The following is a 26095-nucleotide window of genomic DNA, read 5'->3' as shown; positions in this document are numbered from 1 at the left end:
GCTAATATTCAATTTTAGTGCCAAAAAGTTCACTTCTCCCATCAGAACTCGGTAAAGAAACCCGCAGGAGGTGATACGATTTATCATGTTTTTGTAACGTGCCTGCAAACTTCGAGAAAGCCCATATATGGACGTAACGTTCTCAACCTTCCTCGGCCAAATTGTGTCGAACCCAGTCCTTGCCGTCACCGTGATCCTCGCGTTGGGCGCCATCTTCGTCAATGGATGGACCGACGCGCCCAACGCCATCGCGACCTGCGTCACTACGCGTTGCATGCCCGCCCGCGCCGCCATTCTCATGAGCGCCGCATTCAACTTCCTCGGCGTGCTCATCATGACGCACTTTAACGCGAGCGTCGCCAACACCATCTCACATATCGTCGACTTTGGCGGAAACAGCACCATGGCGCTCGCCTGCCTGTGCGCGGCGCTGTTCTCCATCGTCGTCTACGGCGCCACAGCGTCGCGTTTTGGCATCCCCACCTCGCAAAGCCACAGCCTTATCGCCGGCCTGACCGGTGCCGCCATCGCCCTCGGCGGCGCGAGCAGCGTCAACGTCCACGAGTGGATGAAGGTCATCTACGGCCTGGCGCTCTCCATCGGCCTGGGCTTTGTTATGGGCTGGGTCCTGTGCAAGCTCGTCTCGATTCTTTTCGCCGCCGCCAACAGGCGACGTGCCAATGTCTTCTTTAAATACGCTCAGATCGCGAGCGCCGCGGCCATGAGCTTTATGCACGGCGCGCAGGATGGACAGAAGTTCATCGGCGTGCTCTTTTTAGGCGTGGCCTTCGCCAACGGCCAGACGAGCATCGGCGATGCCGGCATCCCCATCTGGATTATGCTGCTGTGCTCGGCCACTATGGGTATCGGCACCAGCGTGGGCGGCGAGCGCATCATCAAGTCCGTCGGCCAGAGCATGGTCAAGCTCGAGAAGTATCAGGGCTTCTCTGCCGACCTCGCAGGCGCCGCGAACTTGCTGCTTGCCACCCTTACCGGCATCCCCGTGTCCTCCACGCACATCAAAACCTGCGCCATCATGGGCGTCGGTGCCGTCAAGCGCCTTTCGGCCATCAACTTCGGCGTGGTCAAGGACATGATGTTCACCTGGTTCTTCACCTTCCCCGCCTGCGGACTCATCAGCTTTGTCATGGCCAAGCTGTTCATGATGTTCCTCTAATCAAACCGAACGTCCATCCGGACCGCAACACTTCGCCCACCCGTCTTCGCCTCGAAAGGACCCACCCATGGCAAAGAAACCCGATTCGTTCTACTTTGACAACTACGTTGCCTGCGCCGACCTCGCCGTCCAGGCCGCAGAGCTGCTCACCAAGATTTTCGAGAACTTCGATCCCGCGCAGATTCACGACATGCTCAATAAGATGCATGCGATTGAGCATGCGGCAGACAAGAAGCACCACGAGCTCGAAGACGCCCTGCTCACCGCCTTTATCACCCCGCTCGAGCGCGAGGACCTGGACCTGATGAGCTGCGCGCTCGACACCGTGCTCGACCGCATCGAGGGCGTCGTGCAGCGCGTCTACTTCACCAACATCCAGAGCATCCATCCCGACGCCATCGTCATCGCCCACAAGGTGACTGACGCCTGCCGCGCCATGAAAGACCTGATGGTCGAGCTGCCCAACTACCGCAAGTCCAAGACCCTGCGCGAACTCGTCATCCAGATCAACACCATCGAGTCCGAAGCCGACGAGCTCTATATCAACGCCATGCGCAACCTGCACGTTAACGGCAAGGACCCGCTCGAGGTCATCGCCTGGCGTGACGTCTACGCCTTCCTGGAGTACTGCGCTGACTGCTGCGAGAATGTGGCCGATGTCGTGGATTCGATTGTCATGAAGAACAGTTAATTGGGGGTACATGTCCCGGCGGTCGCGGGCCCGACCACTGATAACCTTTTTCACTCCGGCTGCAAGCAGAGTCGTTCAAAAGCGGTTAATTAGTGGTACGCGTCCCACCGGCGAAGGCCCGGCACCTATTTGCTTTCTCACTCCGGCTGCGTGGCAGAGTCGTTCGAAAGTAAATAGGTGTCGGGCCTTCGCCTTACGTATCACCATTGGGAACCTGGGCTAATAGGCGGAATGCATGGTGGCTTTGGTTGAAAGCGTCTTTGGCATCAGTCATGACTTTGGGCAGCGCTGAGCGTTTGGCTGAATGTTGCTCTGGGTACCCTTTGGTTGTCTTTTATTTCGTTATTAAATTGTTGGAGGGCTTGTATGTCTTATTTGGATCTGGCTCGGGGTCGGTATTCTTGTCGTGAATTTGAGGCTCGGGCTGTTGAGCAGGCTGTGGTGGATGCCATTGTTGAGGCTGGGCGCATTGCTCCTTCTGCTTGTAATAACCATCCAACCCGTGTGATGGTGTTGGATACGCCTGAGCTTCTGGAGAAGGCAGCTGCTTGTCAGCCTCGGTTTGCTCGTGATGGGTCCATCTTTGGCGCTCCGCTCATCTTCCTTATTTGCAGCGTTACCGACGACGCTTGGGTCCGCCCCTATGACCAGATGAACTCCAGCGCTATCGACACCTCGATTGTTTGCGATCAGATGATGATGGAGGCCGAGGAGCAGGGCCTGGGAACGTGCTGGGTGTGCCATTTTAAGCCCGAGCTTGCCTGCGAGCAGTTCAACCTGCCCGAGGGCGTCTATCCCTATCACATGCTCGTCTGCGGATATCCTGCCGACCACATCGCCGATTCCGAGCATCGCGAGGCCCGTACCATTCCCCTCTCCGACTTCCTCCTCAAGTAGATTTTGGGACATGCCCTAAAACCTATCCTTGACCGCTCACCGGTTCGCCGAGTTCTGCGCCACTATGTGCAGGGCTCGGTTTTTTATGTTGCGCGCCCCGGTACAGTCATAAAAAAGGACCCGCAAGCTGCGGGTCCTTTCTAGGCACTAAATTGTAGGCCGAATGTTAGTCCAGGTCGTCGGCAGCGAAGTTGTCGATCGGGGCGAAGGGATCGGCCACGGGGACAACCGGGTCAGCGACGGGCAGCGGCTCGGCGGGAACAGTCACCGCAGGAGAAGCGGCAGAACCGACCGGCGTGGAGGCCATGAGGTCGGCCGGGAAGGAGTTCTGGGCATCGTCCATGAAGTGCTGGATGAGCTTGAGATACTCGGCCTTGAACTCCTCACGAGAAGCCTTGAGACGATCGATCTCCTCGAGCTCAGCCTGCTTTTCGGTCAGAGCCTGGCGGATAACCTCGCGGGCCTTGGCGTCAGCCTCGTTGCGAATACGCTCAGCGTTCTCATTGGCATCGTTGACGATGGTCTCAGCGGTCTGCTGGGCAGCGATCAGGGCAGCGGAAATCTGGCGCTCCTGAGCGGAGAAGTCAGGGGCGGGAGCAGCCACGGGGGCGGCAGGAACGGCCTGGGCGGGGGCATCCTGAGCCTGGGCAAGCTGAGCCTGCGCATCGGCAAGCTGCTGCTCGGTAGCAGTCAGACGACCCTTAAGGTCGACGATCTTAGCGAGCATAGCGTCAACCTCAGAGGACAGCGTCTCCAAGAAGACGTCGACCTCAGCAGGATCGTAGCCACGCTTGGCCTCAGAGAAAGTCTGAGCCTGGATGTCTGCAGGGGTAATAGCCATAACAAGTCTCCTTTTTCATCGCCTCGGCGCTACACGCCCGACGTAAGTTACTAAGACAGTTCTACACGAGTATACCTATAAGAAGCTGCAGAACCAGCCTCTGCACCAACTGCAACGCAATAATCGCAACGACCGGCGAAAAATCGATACCGCCCATCGGCGGGATGAAACGACGGAACAGGTTGAGCCACGGACCGCACACGCTATCAAGCACCGCGGCAATATCCTGAAGCAAACCACCCTGCTTCATGGGAATCCACGTCATAAAGCAGTAGACGACAATGAGCGTGGAATAGAAGTTGAACAGCGTATTGACCAGCTGGACGATAGTGTAGATGTTGATGGGAATCTCCTCGTCTTGTCTTTACTTAAGGTAGCCGTCGGCACGAAGCTTCTTGAGATCGGAATCTTTGACCTCGCAACCGGCGGGCAGCACCATGAACACGCGGTCGCCCACCTCCTTGACCGTGGCACCCAGACCGCAGGCAAAGCCGTAAGAGAAGTCCAAGACGCGCTTGGCAACTTCGGTGCGTACGCCCACAAAAATCAGTGCGACAGGCTGCTTGGTGCGAACGCGGCGCACCACGGTCTCCACGTCGTCATAGCTCTCGGGGCGCAGGACATAGGCCGGCAGCTGCGGTGTGGCGTTGATGATATTGCTCGCATAGGCCGAGGCATCGCTCGGTGCAGGCGCAGGCGCAGCGGCGGCACGGGCGCGGGTGTTCTCGGCGTAGCTCGACGGCGTGTCATAGGCACCAGGACGATAACCGCTCGCAACACTGTCCTGCGAGCGCGAAGGCGGGTTATACGTTGTGGCATGGCGGGAGTCATCGCCGACCAGCTGCCCGGAGCGTGTATACACGGCAACCGACTCAGCTTCACCACGGCGCGTCTGACCAAGCAGGCCGTTGCTCGGCTCGTCTTGGGTGTAGAAGCCCTCGCCCGAAGCACCGCTGTAGCCGTTGCCCTGATAGCCATCGTCATAGCCATCATCGTAGCCGTAGTCGTCGTCCTGGCCATAACCCTGGTCGTAACCCTGCTGGCCGCCCAGGTGCATCTTATTTTTAATCTCGTCAAGGAAGCCCATGGTTGTGTCCTCTCGCGGTTTAGTGCAGGCGCCCCGATAATCAGTGCGCACTTCAGAGCCTTATTTTACTGCAAACTCCGGGCTAAATACTACCCTGCCCAGGCGAACGAGCGTAGAGCCCTCCTCAAGGGCAGGCTCAAAGTCTTCGCTCATGCCGCAGGAAAGCTCAGGCAGGTTCAAATCGGGATGCGCCGCCTCCAGCTCATCCCTCAGCTCACGAAGCCCCGCAAAGGTGCGGCGTGCCACATCCTTATTCCCCCGGGGCGCCATAGTCATAAGCCCCTGTACGCAAATTCCCTCAAGTTCCGCAAGCTCACCCGCGGCGGCGCGAATCTCATCGGGCGAAAAGCCTCCCTTCGACTCCTCACCACTCACATTGACCTCAATGAGCACACGCTGGGGGCCGGCGAGTTCGCCTGCCTCAATCTTGCGGGCAGCACGGCTCGAGATCGCCTGCGCCAGATGCAGCGAACCCACCGAGTGAATCAGCTCGGCTGAGCCCAGCACCGCATTGATCTTATTGGTCTGCAGGTTGCCGATCATATCGAAGCGCACCTCGGGCAGCTCCGGATGCTCCGCCAAACCTGTGAGCTTGCGAACCAGCTCCTGCGGGCGATTCTCGGCAAAATGGCGATACCCCGCCTGGATGGCGGCAACGGTCTCATCGACACCAACGGTCTTGGACACGGCAATGAGGCGCGCGGCGTCGTGGGGACGGCCCGCGCGATCGAGCGCCGCATAAAAACGTTCCAGAATCTGCTCGCGGCGAGCGCGCATCAAGTCCAAATAGTTATCCATTGCCAATCGCCTCCGCTGACAGCCAAACAAGTAGTCCCATGCTAACGCAAGAGCGCGGCCCCGCATGTGCAAGGCCGCGCTCACTTAGGTATTTACAATCTTTCGACGAACGGGGTTACTTACTCCTCGTCGTCCTCGCCATCGTCCTCATCCTCAAGATGATCGAGCAGGTAGCGAAGACCCTCGCTGACCTCGTTAACGGGCACCTTGGCAACGTAGCGTGCATCGACGGCGGGCCTCATGATAACACCCTCGCCCGAAGGCACGCGCATGCTCTCGAGCTCATCCTCATCAGTGCAGGCGATATCACCGGCAGTCATACGCTGTCCGGTCAACAGGAAGGTCAGACGGCAGGCGGCATCGATGGAAATCGAGGCGATGCGATCGAGATAGCGCGATACCATGATGGCGCGGCGCAGGTCGTCATAGTTGCTGTCGTCGTCCATAAAATCGCCCGTGTCCATGCGGTTAAAGGTGCGGAAGAACTTCTCGTAGGCGGCGTGCACTGGCTCGTCCTCGACGGCCAAGTTGCAGATGATGGACATGTCGTTGGTGACGAGCGCAGAAAGCGAAGAGCCCAGCACCTGGTAGACGGCCTCAGCCTCGGCCTCGACCGTGCCGACAAGCTCCTTGGGCAGCGAGATGTCGGCCTTGATCATATGACGCGTGGCGCGGCAAATCTGGCGAACCTTATCGGTCATGCGCTGCAGGTTAAAGTCGACGTAGATGATCGTCTGCAGCAAGCGGAAGTCGGAGGCGACCGGTGACTGCGTGGCAATCAGGTTGTAGCAGACGGCCTCCAGGTTGGCGCAGCGTGCGTCAATCGAAAGCGTACGCTTCTTGGTCTTGGTGGCGAGCTTGCGGTCGTCGGTCACATAGGCCTTCACGGCATCGTGGAGGGCCAGATCGACGGCCTCGTAGATGCTCAGCATCTCGTGACGGGCCTCGATGAGCTGACGGGAAAACAGTTTGCGCATGGTTCACTCCAATCAGTTGGGTGCGGTCATGCCGCCCGCACAGTGAATACGCACCGGACCAGATCCGATCGGCTTGGGACTAGTCGCACCGATCAGCCAAAGCGGCCGGTGATATAGTCTTCCGTCCGCGAGTCCACCGGGCTGGTGAAGATCGCGTCGGTTTGACCATACTCGATGAGCGTAGCGGGCTCGCCGGCAACTTCCTGCAAGAAGAACGCGGTGTAGTCACTGATACGAGCTGCCTGCTGCATTGAATGCGTGACGATGATGATCGTCATCTCGGGCGCCAGCTCGGCCATCAGATCCTCGACCTTAGAGACGGAAGTGGGGTCGATGGCGGAGCAGGGCTCGTCCATCAGGAGGACATCGGGTTGCACCGCAAGCACGCGCGCGATGCACAGACGCTGCTGCTGACCGCCCGAGAGCGCCAAACCATCCTTGTTGAGCTGATTGGATACCTCTTTCCAGAGGTTGGCGCGCTTGAGCGATTCTTCCACGATGTCATCGAGGTCGCTTTTGCTAGTCACGCCCTGCAGACGAGGGCCAAAGGCGACATTCTCGTAGATGGATTTGGGAAACGGGTTGGGCTGCTGAAAGATCATGCCCACGCGACGACGGAGATCGACCGGATCGACACCCTCGGCATAGATATCGTTGCCGTCGAGCGTCATGGTGCCCTCGACGCGCGTGCCCTCAATCAGGTCATTCATGCGGTTGATGCAGCGCAAAAACGTCGACTTGCCGCAGCCCGAAGGGCCAATGAAGGAGGTGATGGCGTTTTTGGCGATGTTGAGGTCAAGCCCCGTCAGCGCATGAAAGTCACCGTACCAAAAGTTGAAATCCTTGGCCGTAATGGCCGCTTGCTCCAACGCGGGAGCGGACTGATAAACGGACATGGGACTCCTTAACTAGCGACGCTTGCGCGACAGGAAGCGCGCAAACAGGTTGAAGGCCAAAATGATCACCATCAGCAAGAGCGCGGTGCCGTAGGCTGCGTTCATGTTGATGCCGTCGTTGGCAAGCAGGTACAGGTGAACGGTCATGGGACGACCGGAATCGAGCGGCGAAATAGGTAGATTGATGGCCTGGCCCATGGTGTAGAGCACCACGGCGGTCTCGCCGATGGCACGGCCGATGGCAAGGACGATGCCCGTGGCAATGCGGCCAAAGGCCGAAGGAAGCACGATCTTGGAGACGACCTGCCACTTGGTAGCGCCCAGGCCGTACGCGCCCCAACGGATATAGCGCGGAACGGCGCGAATGGCTTCTTCGGTGGTGCGCATGACGATGGGAAGCATCAAGAGCGCGAGCGCCAGAGCGGCCGAGACCATCGAAAGGCCCAGGCCCATAGCCTCGACAAACAAGGCGTAGCCAAACAGGCCCATAACGATGGAGGGCACCGAGGCCAAAGCGTCAGCAGCGTAGCGAATGAGCTCGACGACCTTGCCCTGCTTGGCGTACTCGGCCAGATAGACGGCTGCCAGCACAGCGATCGGCGTGCAGATAAGCATGGCGAGCGCCGTCACGTAGACGGTCGAGACGATCGTGGGCCAAATTCCGCCCTCGGCGTTGACGCCCTGGGGCCAACCGAAGATAAAGTCGAGCGAGATGTGTGGCAGGCCGTTGATGACCACGTAGGCGATGATAGCGACCAGCACCAGCGTGGTGATGTAGGCAGCGGCACGAAACACGCCAAGCATGATCTTGTTGGACAGGTCCTTGTTGATGCGGCCCTTCTTGCCGTGGGAAAGGGCACGCTTGATGCGCTCGCGCGACGAGGTCGTATCGACCGTCGTGTCAACGGAATCGGACATAGCCTACCCCCTCTTCTTCTTGGAAATCAGACGGACGATACCCACCAGCGTGGCGGAGATGATAAACAGGACCACACCCATGCCGAACAGCGCCGAGCGGTGCAGACCCGAGGAATAGCTCATGTCGAGCGCAATCTGGCTCGTGAGCGTCGAGATGGGGCTCGCAATGCTGTCGGGAATAACCGGGGCGTTACCTACGACCATGAGCACGGCCATGGTCTCGCCGATGGCACGGCCCATACCCAGCACGATGGCATCAACGATACCCAGCTTCGCGGCAGGTAGCACGACCTTATAGATGGTCTGCCACTTTGTGGCGCCCATGGCATACGATGCCTCGCGAATGCCCATGGGAATGGAATTGAGAGCATCGATGGTGAGCGTGGTGATGGTAGGGACGATCATGATGGCGAGCACAAACCACGCCGTCAGCGCACCAAAACCAAGGCCGCCGGTCAGTTGTGCGATAAACGGGCGGATGATGATCATGCCAAAGAAGCCGTAGATGATGGAGGGTATGCCCGCCAGCAGGTCAACGGCGGGGCTGATGAGCTTGCGCACGCGCTTGCTGGCAATCTCGACCAGGTACACGGCCGTGCCCACACCTAGCGGCACGCCCATGGCGAGCGCACCGACGGTCACCAGACCCGAGCCGGCAAGCAGCGACAAGATGCCGTAGTGGCCCTCGGAAGGCGCCCACGTAAAGCTAAAGAAGTCAGCCAGACCGATGTCAGTAAAGACGGGCAGCGCCGAGTACGTGGTAAAGACAAAAATCAGGATGACGGTAACGACCGCCAAGAACGCGCAGGCAAAGAAGATCCACTGCAGCGCCTTCTCCTTGATATAGGTACTGCGCGATACGAGCGCCAGCTCGCGCTTCTTGGGCGTCTGAACATTCTGCTCAGTCTGGGAGTTTTCCTGTGCTTCCATGCTACTCACTCCCCTTCTCGTCGTTGGTGACGGGAATAAAGCCCGCCTCGCGAATCTGCTTGTCCATCTTTTCGGACGTCACATAGTCGATGTAATCCTGCGCCTGCTGCGAAGGCACACCCTTCACAAAGAAGTAAAGGTCGCGCGAGATGGGATAGCCGCCACTCGCGACCGTCTTCTCGGACGCCTCAACATGATTGACCGAGACGGCCTTGACCGAGGTCTTGGCGTTGAGGCTATCGACGAAGCCCAGCGAAATGTAGCCGATGGCCCCACGCGAACGAGATACCACGTCGCGCACCTGGCCCGTACCCGAAAGAACAGCCGAGCGGCGATCGAACGGCGTGCCATCCATCACGATGGTACGGAAGGCCTCGCGCGTACCGGACGCCTCGTCTCGGTTGATGACCTGAATCCTCAGGTCCTCGCCACCGACCTCTTTCCAATTGGTAATCTTGCCGGCGTAGATATCGCGGAGCTGCTCGGTCGAGAGGTTATCGACGGGGTTGTCGTCGTTCACGATGACCGCAATACCGTCGTGGGCAATGACGATGGGAGTCAGGCCCAGATCCTGTTCGTCGGCATTGAGTCCACGGGAGGAGCTGGCGATATCGGCCGTGCCGGCGCTGACGGCCTCGATCCCAGCGGAAGAACCCAAACCGGAAACGAGCACGTCGATGCCGGTCTCCTCCTTAAAGCCCTCGGCCGCAATCTCGGCGATAGGAAGGCAGGTCGTGGAGCCGGCCACGGTAATGGAAGAGGTCGAAGATCCCGAAGAACAGGCGCACAGCGTAAGCGTAAGCACAGCGGCGCTCAGAACCGATACGATCTTTCTCATAGCATCACGCCGATCGCAGCATGGCGCCCACAGGTGCCGTCCTCGTTACGGTAGGAATAAAAGCGGTCGTTCTGACGCACGGTCGAAAGCTGGGTATCCACGATATTATCCGCGTCGACACCGACATCTACCAGCGCCTCGCGAATGGCAGCGGAAAGATCAAGCATGCGAGAGGTATTCGCATCGATGCAAGAGAACTCGGCGGCAAAGCGATCCATGAGTTCCTGGGATACCTCATATTCGTCACCCAAGATATGGGGGCCGATATAGGCGGAAACGTCGCTCGCATCGCAACCGGCAGCATCGCAAAGCGCCTGGCACGCCTTGGCGGAAATACGTGCAATCGTGCCCTTCCAACCGGAGTGCACCACGGCAAATCCGCCGGGGGCCACCAGCACCACGGGAACGCAGTCGGCAAAGCAGAGCAGCACGGGCACGTCATGGGCCGTACAGACGATGGCATCGCAGCCCTCGGCAATCTGCTCGCGAACAGCCTCAAGATCGTCGGCGCCGTTCGAAGTCACCGTAACGATATGGTCACCATGGACCTGATTGGGCACGAGCAGATTATGCTCGCACTCAGTGGCGCCCATAGCTTCGAGCGCTCGACGACGATTTTCTTGAACAGCAAAGGGGTCATCGCCTACATGCGAGCCCAGGTTGAGCGAGGAGTACGCATCTTCAGAAACGCCACCGGTGCGCTCGGTAAAGGCAAAGCGGACATCGGATGTCGCGCCCTCCACCAACGTAACTCCATCATGGTCGACACGCGAAACGTTGTCCGCACGTGCTGCCATACTAAAGCCTCCTAATAACACAAGTACCGCGGCGTCGCCGCGCAGTCCGCGTTTATACGGCTGTCATACTTCCTTAAAAGGATACCCGCAGCGGTAGGGACCAAACGTAAAGGGAACGTAAGGAGATTGGAGGCTTTCGTTTACAAACGAGAAACAAAACGGGGTGCATCCAAATGGACACACCCCGTGCAGGTCGTTGAGAAAAACGAACTAGAAGCTACCGCGCTTCAGGAAGTCGGGAAGCTCGAACTGGTCGTTGCCAAAGTTGGGCAGCTCGGTACCACCGACGTTGCGGGTCGGAGCGGCCTGAGCCGGGCTGGCAGCCGGAGCGGTGCGCTGCGGCTCAGCGGAGGCAGCGGCCTTGCTCTGAGACTGCTGAGCAGCAAAGAGCTCGTCCTGACGGTTGACGTTGGAGTCGGAGAAGCCCGTAGCGATGACGGTGATACGCACCTGATCGCCCAGGGACTCGTCGACAACGGTACCGAAGATGATGTTGGCCTCGGGGTCGACGGCGTTGGCGACAACGTCGGCGGCGTCGCTGATCTCCTGGATGCCCAGGTCCTTGGAACCGGCGATGGAGAGCAGCACGCGCGTGGCACCATCGATGGAGCTCTCGAGCAGCGGGCTGGAGATGGCCTGCTGGGCAGCATCGACGGCACGGGTATCCCCAGAAGAGGTACCGATACCCATCATGGCGGTACCGGCCTGCTTCATGATGGTCTTAACATCGGCGAAGTCCAGGTTGATGATACCGGGGACGGTGATGAGGTCGGTGATGCCCTGGGTGCCCTGGGAAAGGACGCCATCGGCAATCGCGAAGGCCTCGAGCATGGTGGTCTTCTTCTCGGCGATGTCGAGCAGCTTATCGTTAGGGATGACGATCATGGTGTCGACGCAATCGGAGAGGGTCTTAATGCCCTCCTCGGCGCTCTTCTTGCGCTTGCGGCCCTCGAAGGTGAAGGGCTTGGTCACGACGGCGACGGTCAGCGCACCGACCTCGTTCATCGCTATATCGGCAACGATGGGAGCAGCGCCGGTACCGGTGCCACCGCCCTCGCCGCAGGTGATGAACACCATGTCGGCGCCAGCGAGCGCCTCGGCAATGTCGTCGCGGGACTCATCGGCAGCCTTGCGGCCAACCTCGGGGTTGGCGCCGGCGCCCAGGCCGCGGGTAAGGTCGGTGCCGATGTGCACCTTGATATCGGCATCAGAGATCGCGAGTGCCTGAGCATCGGTGTTGATGGCAACAAACTCGACGCCGCGGATGCCCTCTTCGATCATTCGATTGACCGCGTTGGTACCGCCGCCGCCGACGCCGACCACCTTAATGACGGCAAGGTAGTTGTTGATCTCTGTCTCGTGCATGTCGGTCCTCCGAACAAAGGTTATAGCCATAGCATGGGTCGACCCCTGCGCACATTAACCTTCAGGTTGAAAGTAAATGCAAAGGTAAACCGTATTATGGTTGCACATTATGAACGTATCAGTCAAATAATTGACCGTGAAAACCAAACAAACCAGATAAACGGCGTGGTATGGCCCCTCAACAAAGCATCAACCAGCGCTATGAGGTCGGAGCATTCCTAAATGTGTAGTTGCCCGGAGAGCGCACATTGATATACGTTACGCCCTCTACCTGCGAAAGCAACTTGGTGACTACGCGTTCCTTCTTGGCGATATCGTCCGAATCGCCCAGCGACACCTCAATGCCGTTATTGAGGTTTGCCGAGATGGCTTCGACCGAAGGCGTGGAAATATCCTTGACTTGTCCCAAGAACTCGCTCGAAAAACCACGCACATAATCCAGGCCGGCCTTAACGGCCTTGGAGCTCACCGCCTGGCCGGAAACTGGAGCGACATCCGCCGAGACATCAGTCAGCAACACCGCGCCATAGTGCTTAGCGAGCGCCAGTGCGGCATCGATGCCGGTCAGGGTATTTGAGCCCTGCCCTGTCGCGATGACGTTGCCCTGGTCGTCCACTTCGACCGACGTCGACAGCGGGGCGATCCAGGTGTCATCATCCCCGATGGCCCAGGCTAGGTCATCGGAGCTGATATAGGCAATTGCGATGACCTTGCGCTCCATAGGCGTAATGATGAGCGTATGCGGGAACTGACGCTGAACATCCACGCCCGAGACCCACGGGTTCTGCTTGAGGTCCTCGGTAATCTGGTCGGGATCGACGTTAAAAAGCGACGTTCCCTCGGGCAAATCGATCAGCTGGATAGCATCGTGCTTCGTCACATGCTCGCTGCCTTGAATCTGAATATCAGTGGCGGTAAACAATCCAGAGTTAATCACCACGATGGCAACGACGACGAGCACGGCCAAGACGGCCAGAACGCCGCCCACGATTTTGCCTTTGCCTGTAACGACAGAAGCGGCGTCTGATGTTTTATTTGCCATCGCCCCAAGTGAAGACAACGGGTTGACGCCTTTTTTACCCGAAGGCTTCTTGGCGGTAGCCGGCACCGATGTCAGCGAGCGCGGTTTCGATGCGCCCAGCGTGCGACCCGGACGCAGCGTTTTAGTTCCCGTCGGTGGCTTAGGAGTTGCCATGGGACGGGCAGGCTTGGCGCCCATAACAGGCTTTGACGTCACCGAGGGACGCGAGGACTTTTTTGCGGCCGGACGATTACCGAGCTGCGAGCCGACGACCGGACGACTGGTCTGTCGAGCATGCCCGACAGACTTAGAGTGCGCGACGGTATTGCGTTGAGGTTTGGCAGGCGCGCCGGAACGCCCTCCGGCGCGGCGGAAGGTGGGTTTCGATGCTCTAGAAGCCGAGGAATTTAACTTCCGGTCTGAGCTCGATGCCATACGCCTCCCTCACCTTTCCGTGCACATGTCTGATAACCGCGGCAACGTCATCGGCCGAGGCAGTTCCGTTATTAACGATAAAATTAGCGTGAACGGGCGAAACTTCCGCGCCGCCAATCGAAAAACCCTTTAATCCACAATCCTCGATAAGCTTGCCCACGCTCGCATCGGGCGGGTTGCGAAAGACCGACCCGCAGGATGCGCGACCCATGGGCTGTGTACGCTTGCGCCTCGTCAGGTACCGCTCCATGCGCTCGCGAATGTCGGCCTTGGGCGCCAGTTTAAGCTTGAGCACGCACTCGAGGATGATCTCATTGCGGGGAAGGCTACATTCGCGGTAGCCCCAAGTGATCTCGGACCCCGCATAATGTTTGATACCGGATGCCGGGTCAAACGTTACGACATCCTCAACCAGCGAGCCAATCCACTCGGTCCGTGTGCCGGCATTCATAGATATCGCACCGCCAACCGAACCAGGGATGCCAACGGCAAACTCAAGGCCCGAGAGGCTACGCGACAGGGCATCGTTGACCAGGCGCGCAAACATCACGCCCGCACCGACCGTCAGCGTACAACCGTCATCGGCAACAACCGTGCGCTGAAACTCACGTCCGAGCGAAATGACGGCGCCGCGATAACCGCCATCGGCAACCAGCAGATTGGAGCCCTTGCCGATGATGACCCACGGCACCTGCTCGCGATCGAGCACCGCCACGGCGCGGCGGAGAGCATGGTAGCTATGGCACGTGACAAAGAGGTCCGCCTTGCCGCCGATGCGATAGCTCGTATGGCGGGCAAGGCGCTCGTCCTCAATCACATCCGTGTCGATCATGCCCGAAAGCGCCATGACGGCGTTAAACAGACCCATAGGGGTTAAGCATCCTTCTTGGAGGTCAGGTACTCGATAAACTCGGGGCCGACCGTCGTAACGTCGCCGGCGCCCATGGTAAGCAGCAAGTCGCCCTCGCCCACCAGCTGCTCGAGTTCCTTGTTGAGCTCAAGGCGGCTGGAACAGTAGACGACCTCCTTGCCAGGGTGCTTGGCACGCACGGTATCGGCGAGCATCTTAGAGGTGACGCCCGGAATGGGCATCTCGCCAGCCGAGAACACATCAATCAGCAGCAGTTTATCGGCATTGGCAAATGCATCGGCAAAGTCGTCGCACAGGGCCTGCAGGCGCGAATAGCGGTGCGGCTGGAACACGACGTCGACGTGCTTGTAGCCCAGCGACGAAGCGGCGGCAAGCGTCGCCTTGATCTCGGTGGGGTGATGGCCGTAATCATCGACTACGGTGATGCCATCGATATCGCCCACGTGGGTAAAGCGACGGCGGACGCCCTCAAAGCTCGAGAGCGCCTTGGCGGCGGCGTCAATGTCAAGGCCCAGGACATGTGCGACGGTGAGCACCGCCGTGGCGTTGAGCATGTTGTGGCGACCGGGATTGCTCTTGATCTCCACAGCATGCTCAGTGCCGTCCTCAAAGCGAACGATAAAGTCACTCTGGATGCCCTTAACATCCGGGTGCATGCAGACGATGTCGTTGCTCTCGGCAAAGCCGTAGGAAAGCACGTGACGGCCCGTCGACTTGGCGAGCTCGACCAGATGCGGGTCCTCGCCGCAGACGATGACAGTGCCGTCCTCGCCCACCAGGCTCATGAATTTGGCGAAAGTCGCCTCGATCTCCTCGATACCCGAGTAGTGATCGAGGTGGTCGGCCTCGACGTTGGTCACAATGACTACGTTGGGGTTCAGGAACAGGAAGGAGCTGTCGGACTCGTCGGCCTCGGCGACAAAGTAGTCGCCAGAGCCGTTCTTGCCGTTCGTGTCATAGCCCTCAACGATGCCACCGATCAAGAAGCTCGGATCCAGACCCATGCGGTCGAGCATGGTGGCGCACATCGAAGACGTGGTGGTCTTGCCGTGCGTGCCGGCAACAGCGACGGTAGTGTAGCCGTGGCCCAAGGCAGAGAGCATCTTGGCACGGGGCCACACGGGAATGCCCAGCTCGCGAGCGCGCACGAGCTCAGGGTTGGACTCCGGAATAGCGGTGGAGACAACAACCACGTCGGGCTTGACCTCGTCGATCGTGGCGGCCTCATGGCCCACATGCACCTTCACACCAGCGCGGGTAAGCTGGCGGATATAGCGTGACGTCTTAAGATCGGAGCCGGTAACGGCATAACCGCGCTCGTGCAGAACGAGGGCGATGCCGCTCATGCCGGCGCCGCCGATACCGATAAAGTGGGCGCTCTTAAACTCGGGCGTGGAGGTTGCAGTCTGGGAATCAGCCATGTGCTCGTGTACTCCTTGCGTAAACACTGCCTGTAACCCGTTAACTGTACCGCACCTACCGCATCAGCGCGAGGGCGACCGACGATATCCCGTCTAACTAACGCAAACCCTCTACCGCATCCGCCAGAAGAGTGGCGGCCCTATCCTGAGCCAGACCACGCGCCGCCTGACGCATGGCGTCGCGCGCCGCCGCGTCATCGACCAGGTGCAGCAGTTCATCGGCAAACGCAGAACCGTCGATATCGGCATCGGCGCAGAGCACGCCGGCCCCGGCGTCGACCAGATACCGGGCATTGGTAGTTTGGTGGTCGGCCGTCGCATGCGGATACGGCACGAGCACCGAGGGCACGGCGAGCGCAGCGATCTCGGCCACGCTCGATGCACCCGAACGCGAGAGTGCCAAATCGGCAGCAGCCAGCATATCGCCCATGTTGTCGATGTAAGGCTGGACGCGGTAACGCTTCGCCTCCTCGGGCGCCAGCGCCAAAGCGCGCTCGGTCTCCTCAAAGCCGTCGGCACCCGTCGAATGCAACACATAGAGGTTCTTGCGCGAAAGCAGCTCGTTTTTGAGCGAAACCACGCGCTCGTTGAGGTGCTGGGCGCCAAGTGAACCGCCAAAGACGAGCAGCAGCGTAGCGTCCTCGGGAACGCCAAGTGCTTTGCGGCCGCGAGCGCGATCGCCCTCGATTACCGAGCGACGTACGGGGTTGCCGGTCATGAGCACGTGGCCAGGGTCACCTTCGCGCTCAAAGACCGAACGCGCTGCCGGCACCGAGATGCACACGCGGGCGGCGTGGGAGTTCATCATCTTGTTGGCCAGGCCCGGAACAGAGTTCTGCTCATGCAGCAGATACGGAACGCCCGCGCCCTTGCACCACCCCAGCAGCGGAACCTCGACATAGGCACCAAAACCAATGGCGGCATCGGGCTTGCCGACCTTTGAGAAATGACTGGCGAGAGCACGCTTGGCCTTGTTGACACGCCACAGCGAGGTCAGCGCCGTCCAAGGACGGGAGCGGTCGAAGCCCGTGACTGTAATGGGCACAAAATCAAACCCAGCCTCGGGGACCAGACGACCCTCGAGCTTGCGCGACTGGCCCACGAACACAACGTGGTGGCCACGATCACGCAGCTCTTCGGCCAAGGCGAGCGCGGGGTTGATGTGTCCTGCCGTGCCGCCGGCTGCAATAGCAACGGTCATTTTATCGGTCATGGTAGTCCCTTCGTACACGCGGTCCCTGGTCGTCGGTGCGCAGACGCGCCGACGGGTCCGAGTTCAAATCGATTCGATTATATCCACCGCCCGCATTGCGAGAGCTGGGGCGCTGCGGACGACCTTGCGGAGCCGTTCGCGGGCGTGGACGAGCTGCCGGCTCGGATGCAGAACCATCCAGAACGGTAAAGCCGCTACGCGAAGGTCGTTCACCGCGCACATGAGCTACGCCGGCGGTACTCTCATCCATAACGGCAAAGCTCTCGCGGCGACGGTCGTACTCATCGCGACGGGCGCTCTCGTACGAAACGCGCAGGATCAATCCGGCAAGCATAAGCGACACAATAATCGACGAACCGCCGTAGCTAATAAACGGCAACGGTTTGCCCGTCATGGGAAACACGTTGAGGATGCCCAACGCGTTAATCAAAAACTGCACCGCGAGAATGACCGCGGAGCCAGACGCCATGAGCGCGCCCCGACGATCGGTCGCCTGCTCGGCAATGCGAAACGCCGAGTAGATCAGCATCGCAAACACCAAGAAGAACAACACGGTTCCGACAAAACCGACTTCCTCGCCAATGATGGCCAGGATGTAGTCGTTGTGCGCCTCGGGCAGATACGAGTACTTCATGGTTGAGTTGCCGATGCCACGGCCGAACAGACCGCCCGAGGCAAAGGCCATGATGGCAAGCGTGGCCTGATAGCCGTCACCATACTCGTCGGCCCAAGGGTTCAAGGCAACCTGAATACGCACCATACGGTACGGCTCTGCGACAAGCGCAATCACGATCACCAGAATGCCGAAGATTAGCACGCCGATGATAAATCTGGGGTCGAGACCCGCAAACAACGCCATGCACATGAGGGTCAACAGGATGATCAGGACAGTACCGAAATCGGGCTGGATAAAGATCAGAAAGAGCGAAATGCCCAAGTAGATGCCCATCTTGCGAAGGAATTCGTTGATGTTGCCACCGGGCGAAAAGAAACGATCAAGCATGATGGCCGAATACGCAATGGCAAATGGCTTTAAAAACTCGGAAGGCTGGAACTGAATACCGGCGATGTTGAGCCAGCGCGTGGCGCCACGGCTGCCGCTGCCCACCAAGAACACCAGAAGCAGTAGCCCCATCATGCCGATGAGGAAGATCCTGAGCACGTCTTCCCCAAACCAACTGTCCGGCAAGATGCGCACGATGGCAACCATAGCCAGCACGCCAACTCCGGCAAACGCGGCTTGTCGAAACAGAAAAAACGTCGCCGAGCCATTCTCGTGCAGCGCCTCGACCGAAGACGCCGAGTACACCATCAGCAGGCCAAAGCACACCAAGGTAAACAGGCAGGCCATGAATATCAAACGGGGGCGCATGATACGGGCGGGAACGCCGGCAATATAGCGTTCGCTAAACGTCTGCCCGCCGCGACCGGAACGCGGTGTGCTGCGCCGCGAGGAAGCACGGTCCGAATCGGGCCTCCTCATACCTTGTCGGGGGCTCTCCTCTCTCACCGGCAACCCCTATTCCATTTGCGATTTCGCCGCAGCGGCAAGCTGGGCCACATAGTCCTTAAACACGCGGCCGCGCTCCTCATAGCCCGAGAACTCATCGAACGAAGAGCAGGCAGGAGAAAGTAAGATCACATCGCCACGGCTCGACAGCGAACGGGCGACGTCCACGGCATCGCGCAGGTCATCCGCCTGGGCGATATCCACATCGCCATCGACATCGGCCTCGTCCATAGCGGCGGTGAAACGCTCGCGCGCATCGCCAAAGCAGACGACCGAGCGTACGTTATCCATAACAACGCGCGCGAAGTCCGTGAGCGGCGTGCCCTTATCGTGGCCGCCGAGCAGCAAGATCACGTCGTCATCGGGAAATGCCGTCAGTGCCTTCTCGACCGCATCGGTGTTGGTCGCCTTGGAATCGTTGACGTAGCGCACGCCGTCAATCTCGCCACACGGCTCCACGCGGTGCTCGAGCGGCTGGAACGAGGCCAGACCGCGGCAGACGCCATCGACATCGGCACCGACTGCCAGGGCAGCCGTGGCAGCGCACAGGGCATTGATAACATTGTGATGGCCCGAAATCTTGAGCTCGGATGTAGCGATGAGCGGGGTCTCGACGCCCTTCAGGCGCACGATCATCTTGCCATCGCGTACAAAGGCGGCATCCTCACCCTCAGGCTCGTCAAAGGCAACCTTGCAGATGCGACGACCCGGCGTGTAGATGTACTCATCGAACTCGTGAATGCCGGCGTCTTCGACGTCGACAACCGCCAGATCGTCATCGACCATATTGTCAAACAGTTTGATCTTGGCAAGCGCATAGTTCTTATGGCTCTTATGCCAGCCCAAGTGGTCGGGAGTGATGTTGAGCAGCACCGCCACGCGAGGATGAAGCTCGGCGGTCGTAGCAATCTGGTAGCTCGAGAGCTCGGCCACAAACCACTCGTTGTGGGCTCGGCCGTCAATCTCGTTGACCGGCGGCTCGCCGATGTTGCCGACAGCTACGCTGACCTCGCCGGCAGCCTTGAGCAGATAATCAGTCAACGACGTGGTGGTCGTCTTGCCGTTGGTACCCGTGATGGCAATCCAGTTATCGGGCGACAGGCGATAGGCAAACTCGGGCTCACCCATAATCTGGGCGGCATGCTCGCGCCCGGCCTTAAAGAAGCCCGAGAACTCCGAGATGCCCGGGCACGTCACGCATACGTCATAGGCGCCCTCGACCTGTTCGGTCCCATAGACAAACGACGCACCAGCAGCCTCAAGCGCACGCGTGGCGTCATTGGGCTCAGAGGTGCCGCCGCCATACACGGTAACGGCGCTTACGCGCTCGGGATGTGCCAGCGCCCAGCGGGCGACATCGAGACCGGATTTGCCCTGACCCAAAACGAGCAGGCTAAAGACATCAGCAAGAGGCATGAAAGACCACTATCCCAACTGGAAGAACAAAGCAAGGCCAACGGCACCAAAGGCCGCAGCGATAATCCAAAAACGGATGACGACCTTGGTCTCGGCCCAGCCCTTCTTTTCGAAATGATGATGGATGGGCGCCATAAGGAAGACGCGCTTGTGCGTAAAGTGGAAGTAGACAACCTGAATCATTACCGACAGGGTCTCAACGATAAACAGGCCGCCGATGATGAGGGAGACGACCTCGGTGTTGGTCATGATGGACGTGCAGGCAAACGCGGCGCCCAGGGCAAGCGAGCCGGTATCGCCCATAAAGATGCTCGCCGGATAGCAGTTGAACCACAGAAAGCCCAAGCAGGCACCGGCACACGCGGTGCAGAAGATGGACAGGTTCACGTCTCCGTGCAAAAACGCCATGGCAGCCATGGCGAGCATGGCAATCATGGAGGTGCCACCAGCAAGACCGTCAAGGCCATCGGTCAGGTTCACGGCATTAGAAAGACCGGCGATCATCAGCCAGCAAAAGACAATGTAGAGCCACGGGAACGAAAGGCCGCAGATGGTGGTCGAAAGAACACCGAGGTCAATCGTCAGGCCGCCGGGAAAACGAATCTCGGGGGCGACGCCGCACCAGTTGACGGCAAGTACCGTAAAGGTGACACAGATAATGGTTAGGCCGATCATCTTGGCATGAGGCGTCAGACCGAGCGAGCGCCCATGCGTAACGGAGGTCAGGTCGTCGATCAGGCCCAGCACGCCGGTCGCCAGCGTGGCGAGCAGCACGAGCACGAGCTCGGTGGTGAGCTTGCCCATCAGCAGGCAGGTCAGCGAGATCGCGACGAGGATGACAACACCACCCATGGTGGGCGTTCCCTGCTTAACCAAATGACGCTTGGGGCCGTCGGCACGAACCTGCTGGCCGATACCCTCGACCTTGAGCAGCTTGATCCACCACGGCATGAGCAGCAGCGCAATGGCAGCGGCGATGCCAAGCCCCAAAAAAGCCTGATACGTTGGATACGAGGGATTGCCGAACATGGGCTAGCACACACCTTCCACAAAGCGGTCGAGCTCAACAAAGCGGGAACCCTTGACCAGTACAACATCATGTTTTTCAAGCGCGCCGCCCATGCGGTCGAGCACCTGCTGATAATCGGAGAACACCTGGATGCGGTCCTCGTCCATGCCCATCATGCGCGCGGCATCGGCCATAAGCTGGGCCAGCTCACCACCCACGCACGCCAGCATGTCGAGCTTCTTGGCGGCGGCATAGGCGCCCACGAGTTCATGCATGCGAGGGGCCTCATCGCCCATCTCGCCCATCTCGCCCAAGATCGCCATGCGAGACCCCGTGCACGAAAGCGAGCACAGTAGATCGAGGCCAGCAGCCATGGATTCGGCGCTGGCGTTATAGGAATCGTCGATGACGCGGGCACCGCTCTTGGCGCGCTTGATCTCCTGGCGATGACCGGTAATCGTGAGGCCCCTAAAGGCAGCATCGATCTGCTCGGGCGTCACGCCCAGGCGATAGGCAACCGCGGCGGCCTTAACGGCATTTGGGACGGACTGCACGCCGGGGATGGCAAGCATGGTATCGATTGTCTCGCCCTGACCAAAATCGAGCGTAAAGACCGGACGGCCCTCGTCATCAACTCGAACGTCGCGGGCACGGACCTCATCATCGTCCGAGACGCCGGCCAGCATCACGTCGATACCAGCAGGCTGGGCGAACGTATCGCGAATGAACGGCGTAAAGTCGTCCTCGCCGCCCAAAACCAGCAGCGGCAAGAAGTCGCCGGCGGCGCACATACCCTGGACAATCTCGGCCTTAGCGCGGGCGATGTTCTCGCGGCTACCCAAAATGCCGATATGAGAGGTACCAATCTTGCTCACGATGGCAAGGTTGGGATTGGCGGACTGGGACAGGCGCTCGATCTCGTGGAAATGGTTCATGCCCATCTCGAGCACCAGGACCTCGGTATCGGCCGGAGCGGAAAGCACCGTGAGCGGCATGCCGATCAGGTTATTGAAATTGCCCTTGGTGGCCCAGACACGATAGCGCTTGGCGAGCACGGCGGCGAGCACGTCCTTGGTCGTCGTCTTGCCGATAGAACCGGTAATACCAACGACCAGGCAGCCAAGCTCCAGACGGTACGTGTGCGCCAAACGCAGCAGAAACTCCTCGGGATCATCGGTCAGCAAGATGGCACAGCCCTTGTCCTGCGCCAGCGAGACCAGCTCGGCCTCGGGCTCACGCGTCATCACGACGGCGCCGGCGCCCGACTGGACGGCACGGGAAGCAAAATCATTGCCGTCGACGTTTTCACCGGGAAAGGCGACGAAAATCGTCCCTTCCTCGACCTGGCGCGAGTCGATAACGCACCCGCGGCATACCCGATCGGCTTCTCCCGTCACGGTTCGGGCCCCTGTTGCGGCCGCGAGGTTGTTGACGGCGATCTCTATCATTGCAGCTCCCCTGTAAACCTAATAATGCTATCGGCGTATTGTATCCCAGCGCCGCGCATGCGTGGTGCAGGGCATGTGAACACCCCTCATATGGGACAACAAACCACGCCCCAAAGATTGTAACCCCCTACTTCGTGTGCGGGATACCCAGCACGTCGAGCGCGTTGGCCATAATGGACTGGAACGGCACCGCAGCGGCATCTGAGCCGCTCGGCGTTCCGTCGAGCGTGATATAGCACAGCACCTTGGGCGATTGTGCCGGCGCAAAGCCCATAAAGGACGACATGTAGTTCTCCTTGAGGTAGCCGCCGTTCTCGTCGGCTCGTTCGGCCGTACCGGTCTTACCCGCCACGTCATAGCCGTCAACCGCGCCGCCAACGCCCGTTCCCTCGGACACGACCGTCTGCATGCACGATGTCACCTGGGATGCGGCGTCCTCAGAAATCGCGCGCTCGCCTTCGCCCCAGTCCTTCTCGTCGCCTTTGCTGGACTTATAGAAGTGCGGGGTCATCATCACGCCGCCGTTGGCGATGCCGCCCACGGCACGTGCGATCTCAATCGGCGAGACGGACAGCGCCTGTCCAAAGCTCATCGATCCCAGCGTGGCGCCGTCATACTGGTCACGCTCCTTGACGATACCCAGGCTCTCGCCCGGAAAATCTACACCAGAGCTGTGACCGATGCCCCACTTGTCCACATAGGCGGCAAAGTCGTCGGCACCGATCTTGCGCCCCACCAGGACAAAGCCCACGTTGGACGAACGGCGCATCATCTCGCGCACATCCATGGTCATGGCGTAGTCGCGCTTGTCGGCATCGGTGACGGTATCGTCGCCCACCTTGATGCTCGCCGGCACCTCAAACGACGTACTCGATCGCACGACACCCAAGTCGAAGCCGGCGCCCGCCACGAGCGTCTTAAAGACCGAGCCGGGCTCGTAGGCGTCGGTGACCAGGCGCAAGTTCATATCCTCGGTTTTGGCGTTTTCCAGATCGGTCTGGTCGTAAGTCGGATACGAGCAGGCTGCCAAGATCTCGCCTGTCGTAGGATCGGTGACCAGCGCCGAGCCGTTCTTGGCCTTTGTCTTCTCGACAGCCTCTGCCAGGGCATCCTCGGCCGCACGCTGGATATTGACGTCGAGCGTCGTCACGATATCAACGCCGTCGACCGCGGCCACCTTTTTATAGGCACCGCCCGCGATATAGCTGCCGTCCCTCGCGCGCTCGCGTACGAGAGAACCGTTCGTGCCAGTCAGAAGCTTGTTGTATTGCTTTTCGAGACCCGTCAAGCCGTCGTTGTCCACATTCACTACACCCAGCACCTGCGATGCCAGGTTGCCGTATGGATATACGCGCTTCATGGCCTGCTCAAAAAGCACGCCGGGCAGGTTCTTCTTCTCCAGCGCCGCAACATCGTCTTCGTCCACCTGGCGCTTGATATACACCCAGGTTCCATCGGACTCAACGAGCTTGCGGCAGGTCTTTTTATCGATTCCAGTTGCCTTGACCAGCGCCGACACCGTCTTGCCAACATCCTCGACAAGCTGCGGGTTCACGGCGATGTTGCGACATTCGACTGACGACGCCAGCACGTTGCCGTTGCGGTCGTAGATGGTGCCACGTTTGGCATAGAGGGTCTGCGCAAGCAGGCGACGCGCGTCGGCACGCTCGCGCAGTTTATCGGCTTCGACAATTTGATAGTCGGCAAGGCGAAAGACGCCCAAGCCCAAGCCAAGCCCGATGAAGCCCATGACGGCTTTGCGGCGAGGCAGAGGCGCGCCTGTGAGCCATTCGGTCGACGAACTCTTGCGCGACCTGGTGTTATGCACTTGAGGGCCGCCCGAGCCGCGAAGTCGCGACGCCGGGTCGTTGCCACGGGACTGCCCGGCGTTGTAAGATTGCCGACCCGTTCCTTGATAACCAGAACGTCCCCGCGACGAGGGACGTCCAGAACCGCGGCCCCCATCGGAACCGCGGCGATAGTCACTTGTCATACTCAGCTACCGTCTTGCTACTGAGCGGTCGCGGTCGCGTTGGCGCCCGCGGCTGCATCCTGCGAAAAGTCAAGTGTAACGCTCTCGCTGGGCTCCACCATGCCATAAGCGCCCGCAAGGTCGCGAATGCGCGTGTCGGCGCCATAGACCGAATGCATGACCTCCAGGTCGGAGCTCTCATCGGTCGCCTTTTCGAGCGTGTTGGTAAGCTCGGCGTTGCTGTTGAGCACCTGGGCCGTAACGCCGGCGAGCGCCACGCGGGCGACGCCGATCGTCATGAAGATAGCCGCAATGATGCAAAACGTTTTAAGAACGCTCATGAAAACCGGGCTGACCGCCTGGTTTGCCTGACGGCCCGCGCCCGTGTAGACATCAAAGCGCGGCGTGCGCTGCTCACGGGGAGCAACGGGGGCCTGCGGCGTCTCACGATAGGCGGGCATGGCGTTCATATCATAGGCGAGTGCTGCGCTTGAAGTGTTGTAGCCCATGATATGCCGCCTCCCATCCCGAGTACGTTGGTAGTGTGTTTAAGCTTCGTTTATGGTGCGAGCGGGAGGTCCAATATCGCGCGGTCGCGCCTACAGACGCTGCGCCACGCGGATTTTGGCTGATCTCGCCCGAGGGTTGCGCTCAACCTCATCAGGCTGGGCAACCAAGGGTTTGCGGGTGATGACCTTGAGTATCGGCACGTTGCCGCACACGCACACCGGAATCTCCGGCGGACACGTGCACCCCTGGCTCATCTCCTTAAAGTGGTTCTTTACGATACGGTCCTCGAGCGAGTGATACGAGATGACGCAGATACGTCCGCCCGGGTTGAGCCACCTGGTGGCGGCATCAAGCCCTCGTTCGAGCACATCGAGCTCGTGATTGACCTCGATGCGAATGGCCTGGAAACTTTTCTTGGCCGGGTGTCCGCCATGCCGACGAGCGGCAGCCGGGATACCCGCCTTGATGATCTCGACAAATTGGCCGGTGGTTTCGATCGGTTCTTGCTCGCGGCGGCGCACGATCTCGCGCGCAATCTGCGAGGCGAAGTTCTCTTCGCCGTAGACGCGTAGAATCCGGGCGAGGTCGTGTTCGTTATAGGTGTTGATGACCTCAGCTGCGTTTAAGGTGTTATTACCCGGATCCATCCGCATGTCCAATGGGGCGTCCTCGTTATACGAAAAGCCCCTGCCAGGGATATCGAGTTGCGGTGACGAAACGCCCAAATCGAACAGGAAGCCATCGACCCCGGGCACCTCGGCCGAGCAAAGCAGCTCGTCCAAGTCGCCGAAGTTGCCCTTCAGCAGCTGGTGCGGAACGCCGGGAACCTCGCGGTCCAGACGGGCGCCAGCGGCCTCGAGGGCCATGTCGTCCTGATCGACGCCGAGCAAAAGGCCGGTTTCCCCCACCTGCGCGGCCATCTTTACCGAATGGCCGGCACCGCCAAGGGTGCAGTCGCAGACGACGGAGCCGCTCTTTAGCTGCAGCGACTCAAGCACTTCGCCGAGCATGACAGGTTCATGCCGATATTCTTGTGTCAAGATCCCACGCTCCATCC

At 59.7% G+C, this 26095-nt stretch carries 25 protein-coding genes; 3 read left to right on the top strand and 22 right to left on the bottom strand.

Annotated features, from left to right (window positions below; translation table 11 throughout):
- Window positions 1–127: 127 nt before the first annotated feature.
- The 3 genes from I2H19_RS00380 (at window position 128) to I2H19_RS00370 (ending at window position 2765) form a co-directional block, all read left to right on the top strand.
- Window positions 128–1177 carry an inorganic phosphate transporter gene (locus I2H19_RS00380; RefSeq protein ID WP_195232063.1) on the top strand — a complete coding sequence of 350 codons (1050 nt, stop codon included), beginning with the start codon at window positions 128–130 and terminating at the stop codon, window positions 1175–1177.
- A gap of 67 nt (window positions 1178–1244) precedes the next feature.
- A complete protein-coding gene (locus tag I2H19_RS00375; RefSeq protein WP_138112201.1) occupies window positions 1245–1868 on the top strand; it encodes a DUF47 domain-containing protein in 624 nt (207 codons plus the stop codon).
- A 366-nt stretch (window positions 1869–2234) separates the two neighbouring features.
- The gene (locus I2H19_RS00370; protein ID WP_195620573.1) at window positions 2235–2765 is read left to right on the top strand and encodes a nitroreductase family protein; all 531 of its coding nucleotides are present in this window, start codon (window positions 2235–2237) and stop codon (window positions 2763–2765) included.
- A gap of 166 nt (window positions 2766–2931) precedes the next feature.
- On the opposite strand, the gene I2H19_RS00365 is transcribed toward I2H19_RS00370, so the two are convergent.
- From I2H19_RS00365 to rsmH, 22 genes are all read right to left on the bottom strand, one after another.
- A complete protein-coding gene (locus tag I2H19_RS00365; RefSeq protein ID WP_022094499.1) occupies window positions 2932–3606 on the bottom strand; it encodes a DivIVA domain-containing protein in 675 nt (224 codons plus the stop codon).
- 61 nt (window positions 3607–3667) lie between these two features.
- Window positions 3668–3913, bottom strand: coding sequence for a YggT family protein (locus I2H19_RS00360; RefSeq protein WP_227790178.1), 246 nt, complete (start codon window positions 3911–3913; stop codon window positions 3668–3670).
- A 57-nt stretch (window positions 3914–3970) separates the two neighbouring features.
- Window positions 3971–4693, bottom strand: coding sequence for a cell division protein SepF (locus tag I2H19_RS00355; RefSeq protein ID WP_022094497.1), 723 nt, complete (start codon window positions 4691–4693; stop codon window positions 3971–3973).
- 60 nt (window positions 4694–4753) lie between these two features.
- Window positions 4754–5491: a YggS family pyridoxal phosphate-dependent enzyme gene (locus I2H19_RS00350; RefSeq protein WP_138112193.1), complete on the bottom strand. Its 738-nt coding sequence runs from the start codon at window positions 5489–5491 to the stop codon at window positions 4754–4756.
- Window positions 5492–5610: 119 nt separating this feature from the next.
- The gene (locus I2H19_RS00345) at window positions 5611–6468 is read right to left on the bottom strand and encodes a phosphate signaling complex PhoU family protein (protein WP_006234247.1); all 858 of its coding nucleotides are present in this window, start codon (window positions 6466–6468) and stop codon (window positions 5611–5613) included.
- Window positions 6469–6560: 92 nt separating this feature from the next.
- Window positions 6561–7364, bottom strand: coding sequence for a phosphate ABC transporter ATP-binding protein PstB (pstB, locus tag I2H19_RS00340; RefSeq protein ID WP_006234249.1), 804 nt, complete (start codon window positions 7362–7364; stop codon window positions 6561–6563).
- Window positions 7365–7376: 12 nt separating this feature from the next.
- A complete protein-coding gene (pstA, locus tag I2H19_RS00335; protein ID WP_006234250.1) occupies window positions 7377–8282 on the bottom strand; it encodes a phosphate ABC transporter permease PstA in 906 nt (301 codons plus the stop codon).
- A gap of 3 nt (window positions 8283–8285) precedes the next feature.
- Window positions 8286–9212 (bottom strand): phosphate ABC transporter permease subunit PstC, encoded by a 927-nt coding sequence (gene pstC, locus I2H19_RS00330; protein WP_006234251.1) that lies wholly within the window; start codon window positions 9210–9212, stop codon window positions 8286–8288.
- Between the two features lies 1 nt (window position 9213).
- A complete protein-coding gene (locus I2H19_RS00325) occupies window positions 9214–10050 on the bottom strand; it encodes a phosphate ABC transporter substrate-binding protein (protein ID WP_022094493.1) in 837 nt (278 codons plus the stop codon).
- The gene (locus tag I2H19_RS00320) at window positions 10047–10847 is read right to left on the bottom strand and encodes a polyphenol oxidase family protein (protein WP_195620572.1); all 801 of its coding nucleotides are present in this window, start codon (window positions 10845–10847) and stop codon (window positions 10047–10049) included. Before I2H19_RS00320 ends, I2H19_RS00325 begins: the two co-directional genes overlap by 4 nt.
- Before the next feature lie 210 nt (window positions 10848–11057).
- A complete protein-coding gene (gene ftsZ, locus I2H19_RS00315; protein ID WP_055251674.1) occupies window positions 11058–12212 on the bottom strand; it encodes a cell division protein FtsZ in 1155 nt (384 codons plus the stop codon).
- 199 nt (window positions 12213–12411) lie between these two features.
- The gene (locus I2H19_RS00310; protein ID WP_229089673.1) at window positions 12412–13407 is read right to left on the bottom strand and encodes a cell division protein FtsQ/DivIB; all 996 of its coding nucleotides are present in this window, start codon (window positions 13405–13407) and stop codon (window positions 12412–12414) included.
- Between the two features lie 217 nt (window positions 13408–13624).
- Entirely contained in the window at window positions 13625–14536 is a 912-nt protein-coding gene (gene murB / locus I2H19_RS00305) for a UDP-N-acetylmuramate dehydrogenase (protein ID WP_195620569.1), read from the bottom strand.
- A gap of 5 nt (window positions 14537–14541) precedes the next feature.
- Window positions 14542–15960, bottom strand: a complete 1419-nt coding sequence (murC, locus tag I2H19_RS00300; RefSeq protein ID WP_195620567.1) for a UDP-N-acetylmuramate--L-alanine ligase — start codon at window positions 15958–15960, stop codon at window positions 14542–14544.
- A gap of 97 nt (window positions 15961–16057) precedes the next feature.
- Window positions 16058–17173 (bottom strand): undecaprenyldiphospho-muramoylpentapeptide beta-N-acetylglucosaminyltransferase, encoded by a 1116-nt coding sequence (gene murG / locus I2H19_RS00295; protein ID WP_195620565.1) that lies wholly within the window; start codon window positions 17171–17173, stop codon window positions 16058–16060.
- Window positions 17163–18656 carry a putative lipid II flippase FtsW gene (ftsW, locus tag I2H19_RS00290; RefSeq protein WP_195620563.1) on the bottom strand — a complete coding sequence of 498 codons (1494 nt, stop codon included), beginning with the start codon at window positions 18654–18656 and terminating at the stop codon, window positions 17163–17165. The genes murG and ftsW overlap by 11 nt, the downstream gene beginning before the upstream one ends.
- A 36-nt stretch (window positions 18657–18692) precedes the next feature.
- Window positions 18693–20099: a UDP-N-acetylmuramoyl-L-alanine--D-glutamate ligase gene (gene murD, locus I2H19_RS00285; protein ID WP_195568170.1), complete on the bottom strand. Its 1407-nt coding sequence runs from the start codon at window positions 20097–20099 to the stop codon at window positions 18693–18695.
- Between the two features lie 9 nt (window positions 20100–20108).
- Window positions 20109–21128 carry a phospho-N-acetylmuramoyl-pentapeptide-transferase gene (gene mraY / locus I2H19_RS00280; RefSeq protein WP_006234262.1) on the bottom strand — a complete coding sequence of 340 codons (1020 nt, stop codon included), beginning with the start codon at window positions 21126–21128 and terminating at the stop codon, window positions 20109–20111.
- A gap of 3 nt (window positions 21129–21131) precedes the next feature.
- A complete protein-coding gene (locus I2H19_RS00275; protein WP_161144737.1) occupies window positions 21132–22556 on the bottom strand; it encodes a UDP-N-acetylmuramoyl-tripeptide--D-alanyl-D-alanine ligase in 1425 nt (474 codons plus the stop codon).
- A 127-nt stretch (window positions 22557–22683) separates the two neighbouring features.
- Window positions 22684–24384, bottom strand: a complete 1701-nt coding sequence (locus I2H19_RS00270) for a peptidoglycan D,D-transpeptidase FtsI family protein (RefSeq protein ID WP_324249177.1) — start codon at window positions 24382–24384, stop codon at window positions 22684–22686.
- Window positions 24385–24566: 182 nt separating this feature from the next.
- Window positions 24567–25037 (bottom strand): hypothetical protein, encoded by a 471-nt coding sequence (locus tag I2H19_RS00265; RefSeq protein WP_022094483.1) that lies wholly within the window; start codon window positions 25035–25037, stop codon window positions 24567–24569.
- A gap of 90 nt (window positions 25038–25127) precedes the next feature.
- The gene (gene rsmH, locus I2H19_RS00260; RefSeq protein WP_195620561.1) at window positions 25128–26093 is read right to left on the bottom strand and encodes a 16S rRNA (cytosine(1402)-N(4))-methyltransferase RsmH; all 966 of its coding nucleotides are present in this window, start codon (window positions 26091–26093) and stop codon (window positions 25128–25130) included.
- Window positions 26094–26095 lie beyond the last annotated feature (2 nt).

It is taken from the genome of Collinsella aerofaciens (assembly GCF_015560135.1).
Lineage (GTDB): Bacteria > Actinomycetota > Coriobacteriia > Coriobacteriales > Coriobacteriaceae > Collinsella > Collinsella aerofaciens_AN.
This window is presented reverse-complemented; position numbering and strand designations above follow the sequence as displayed.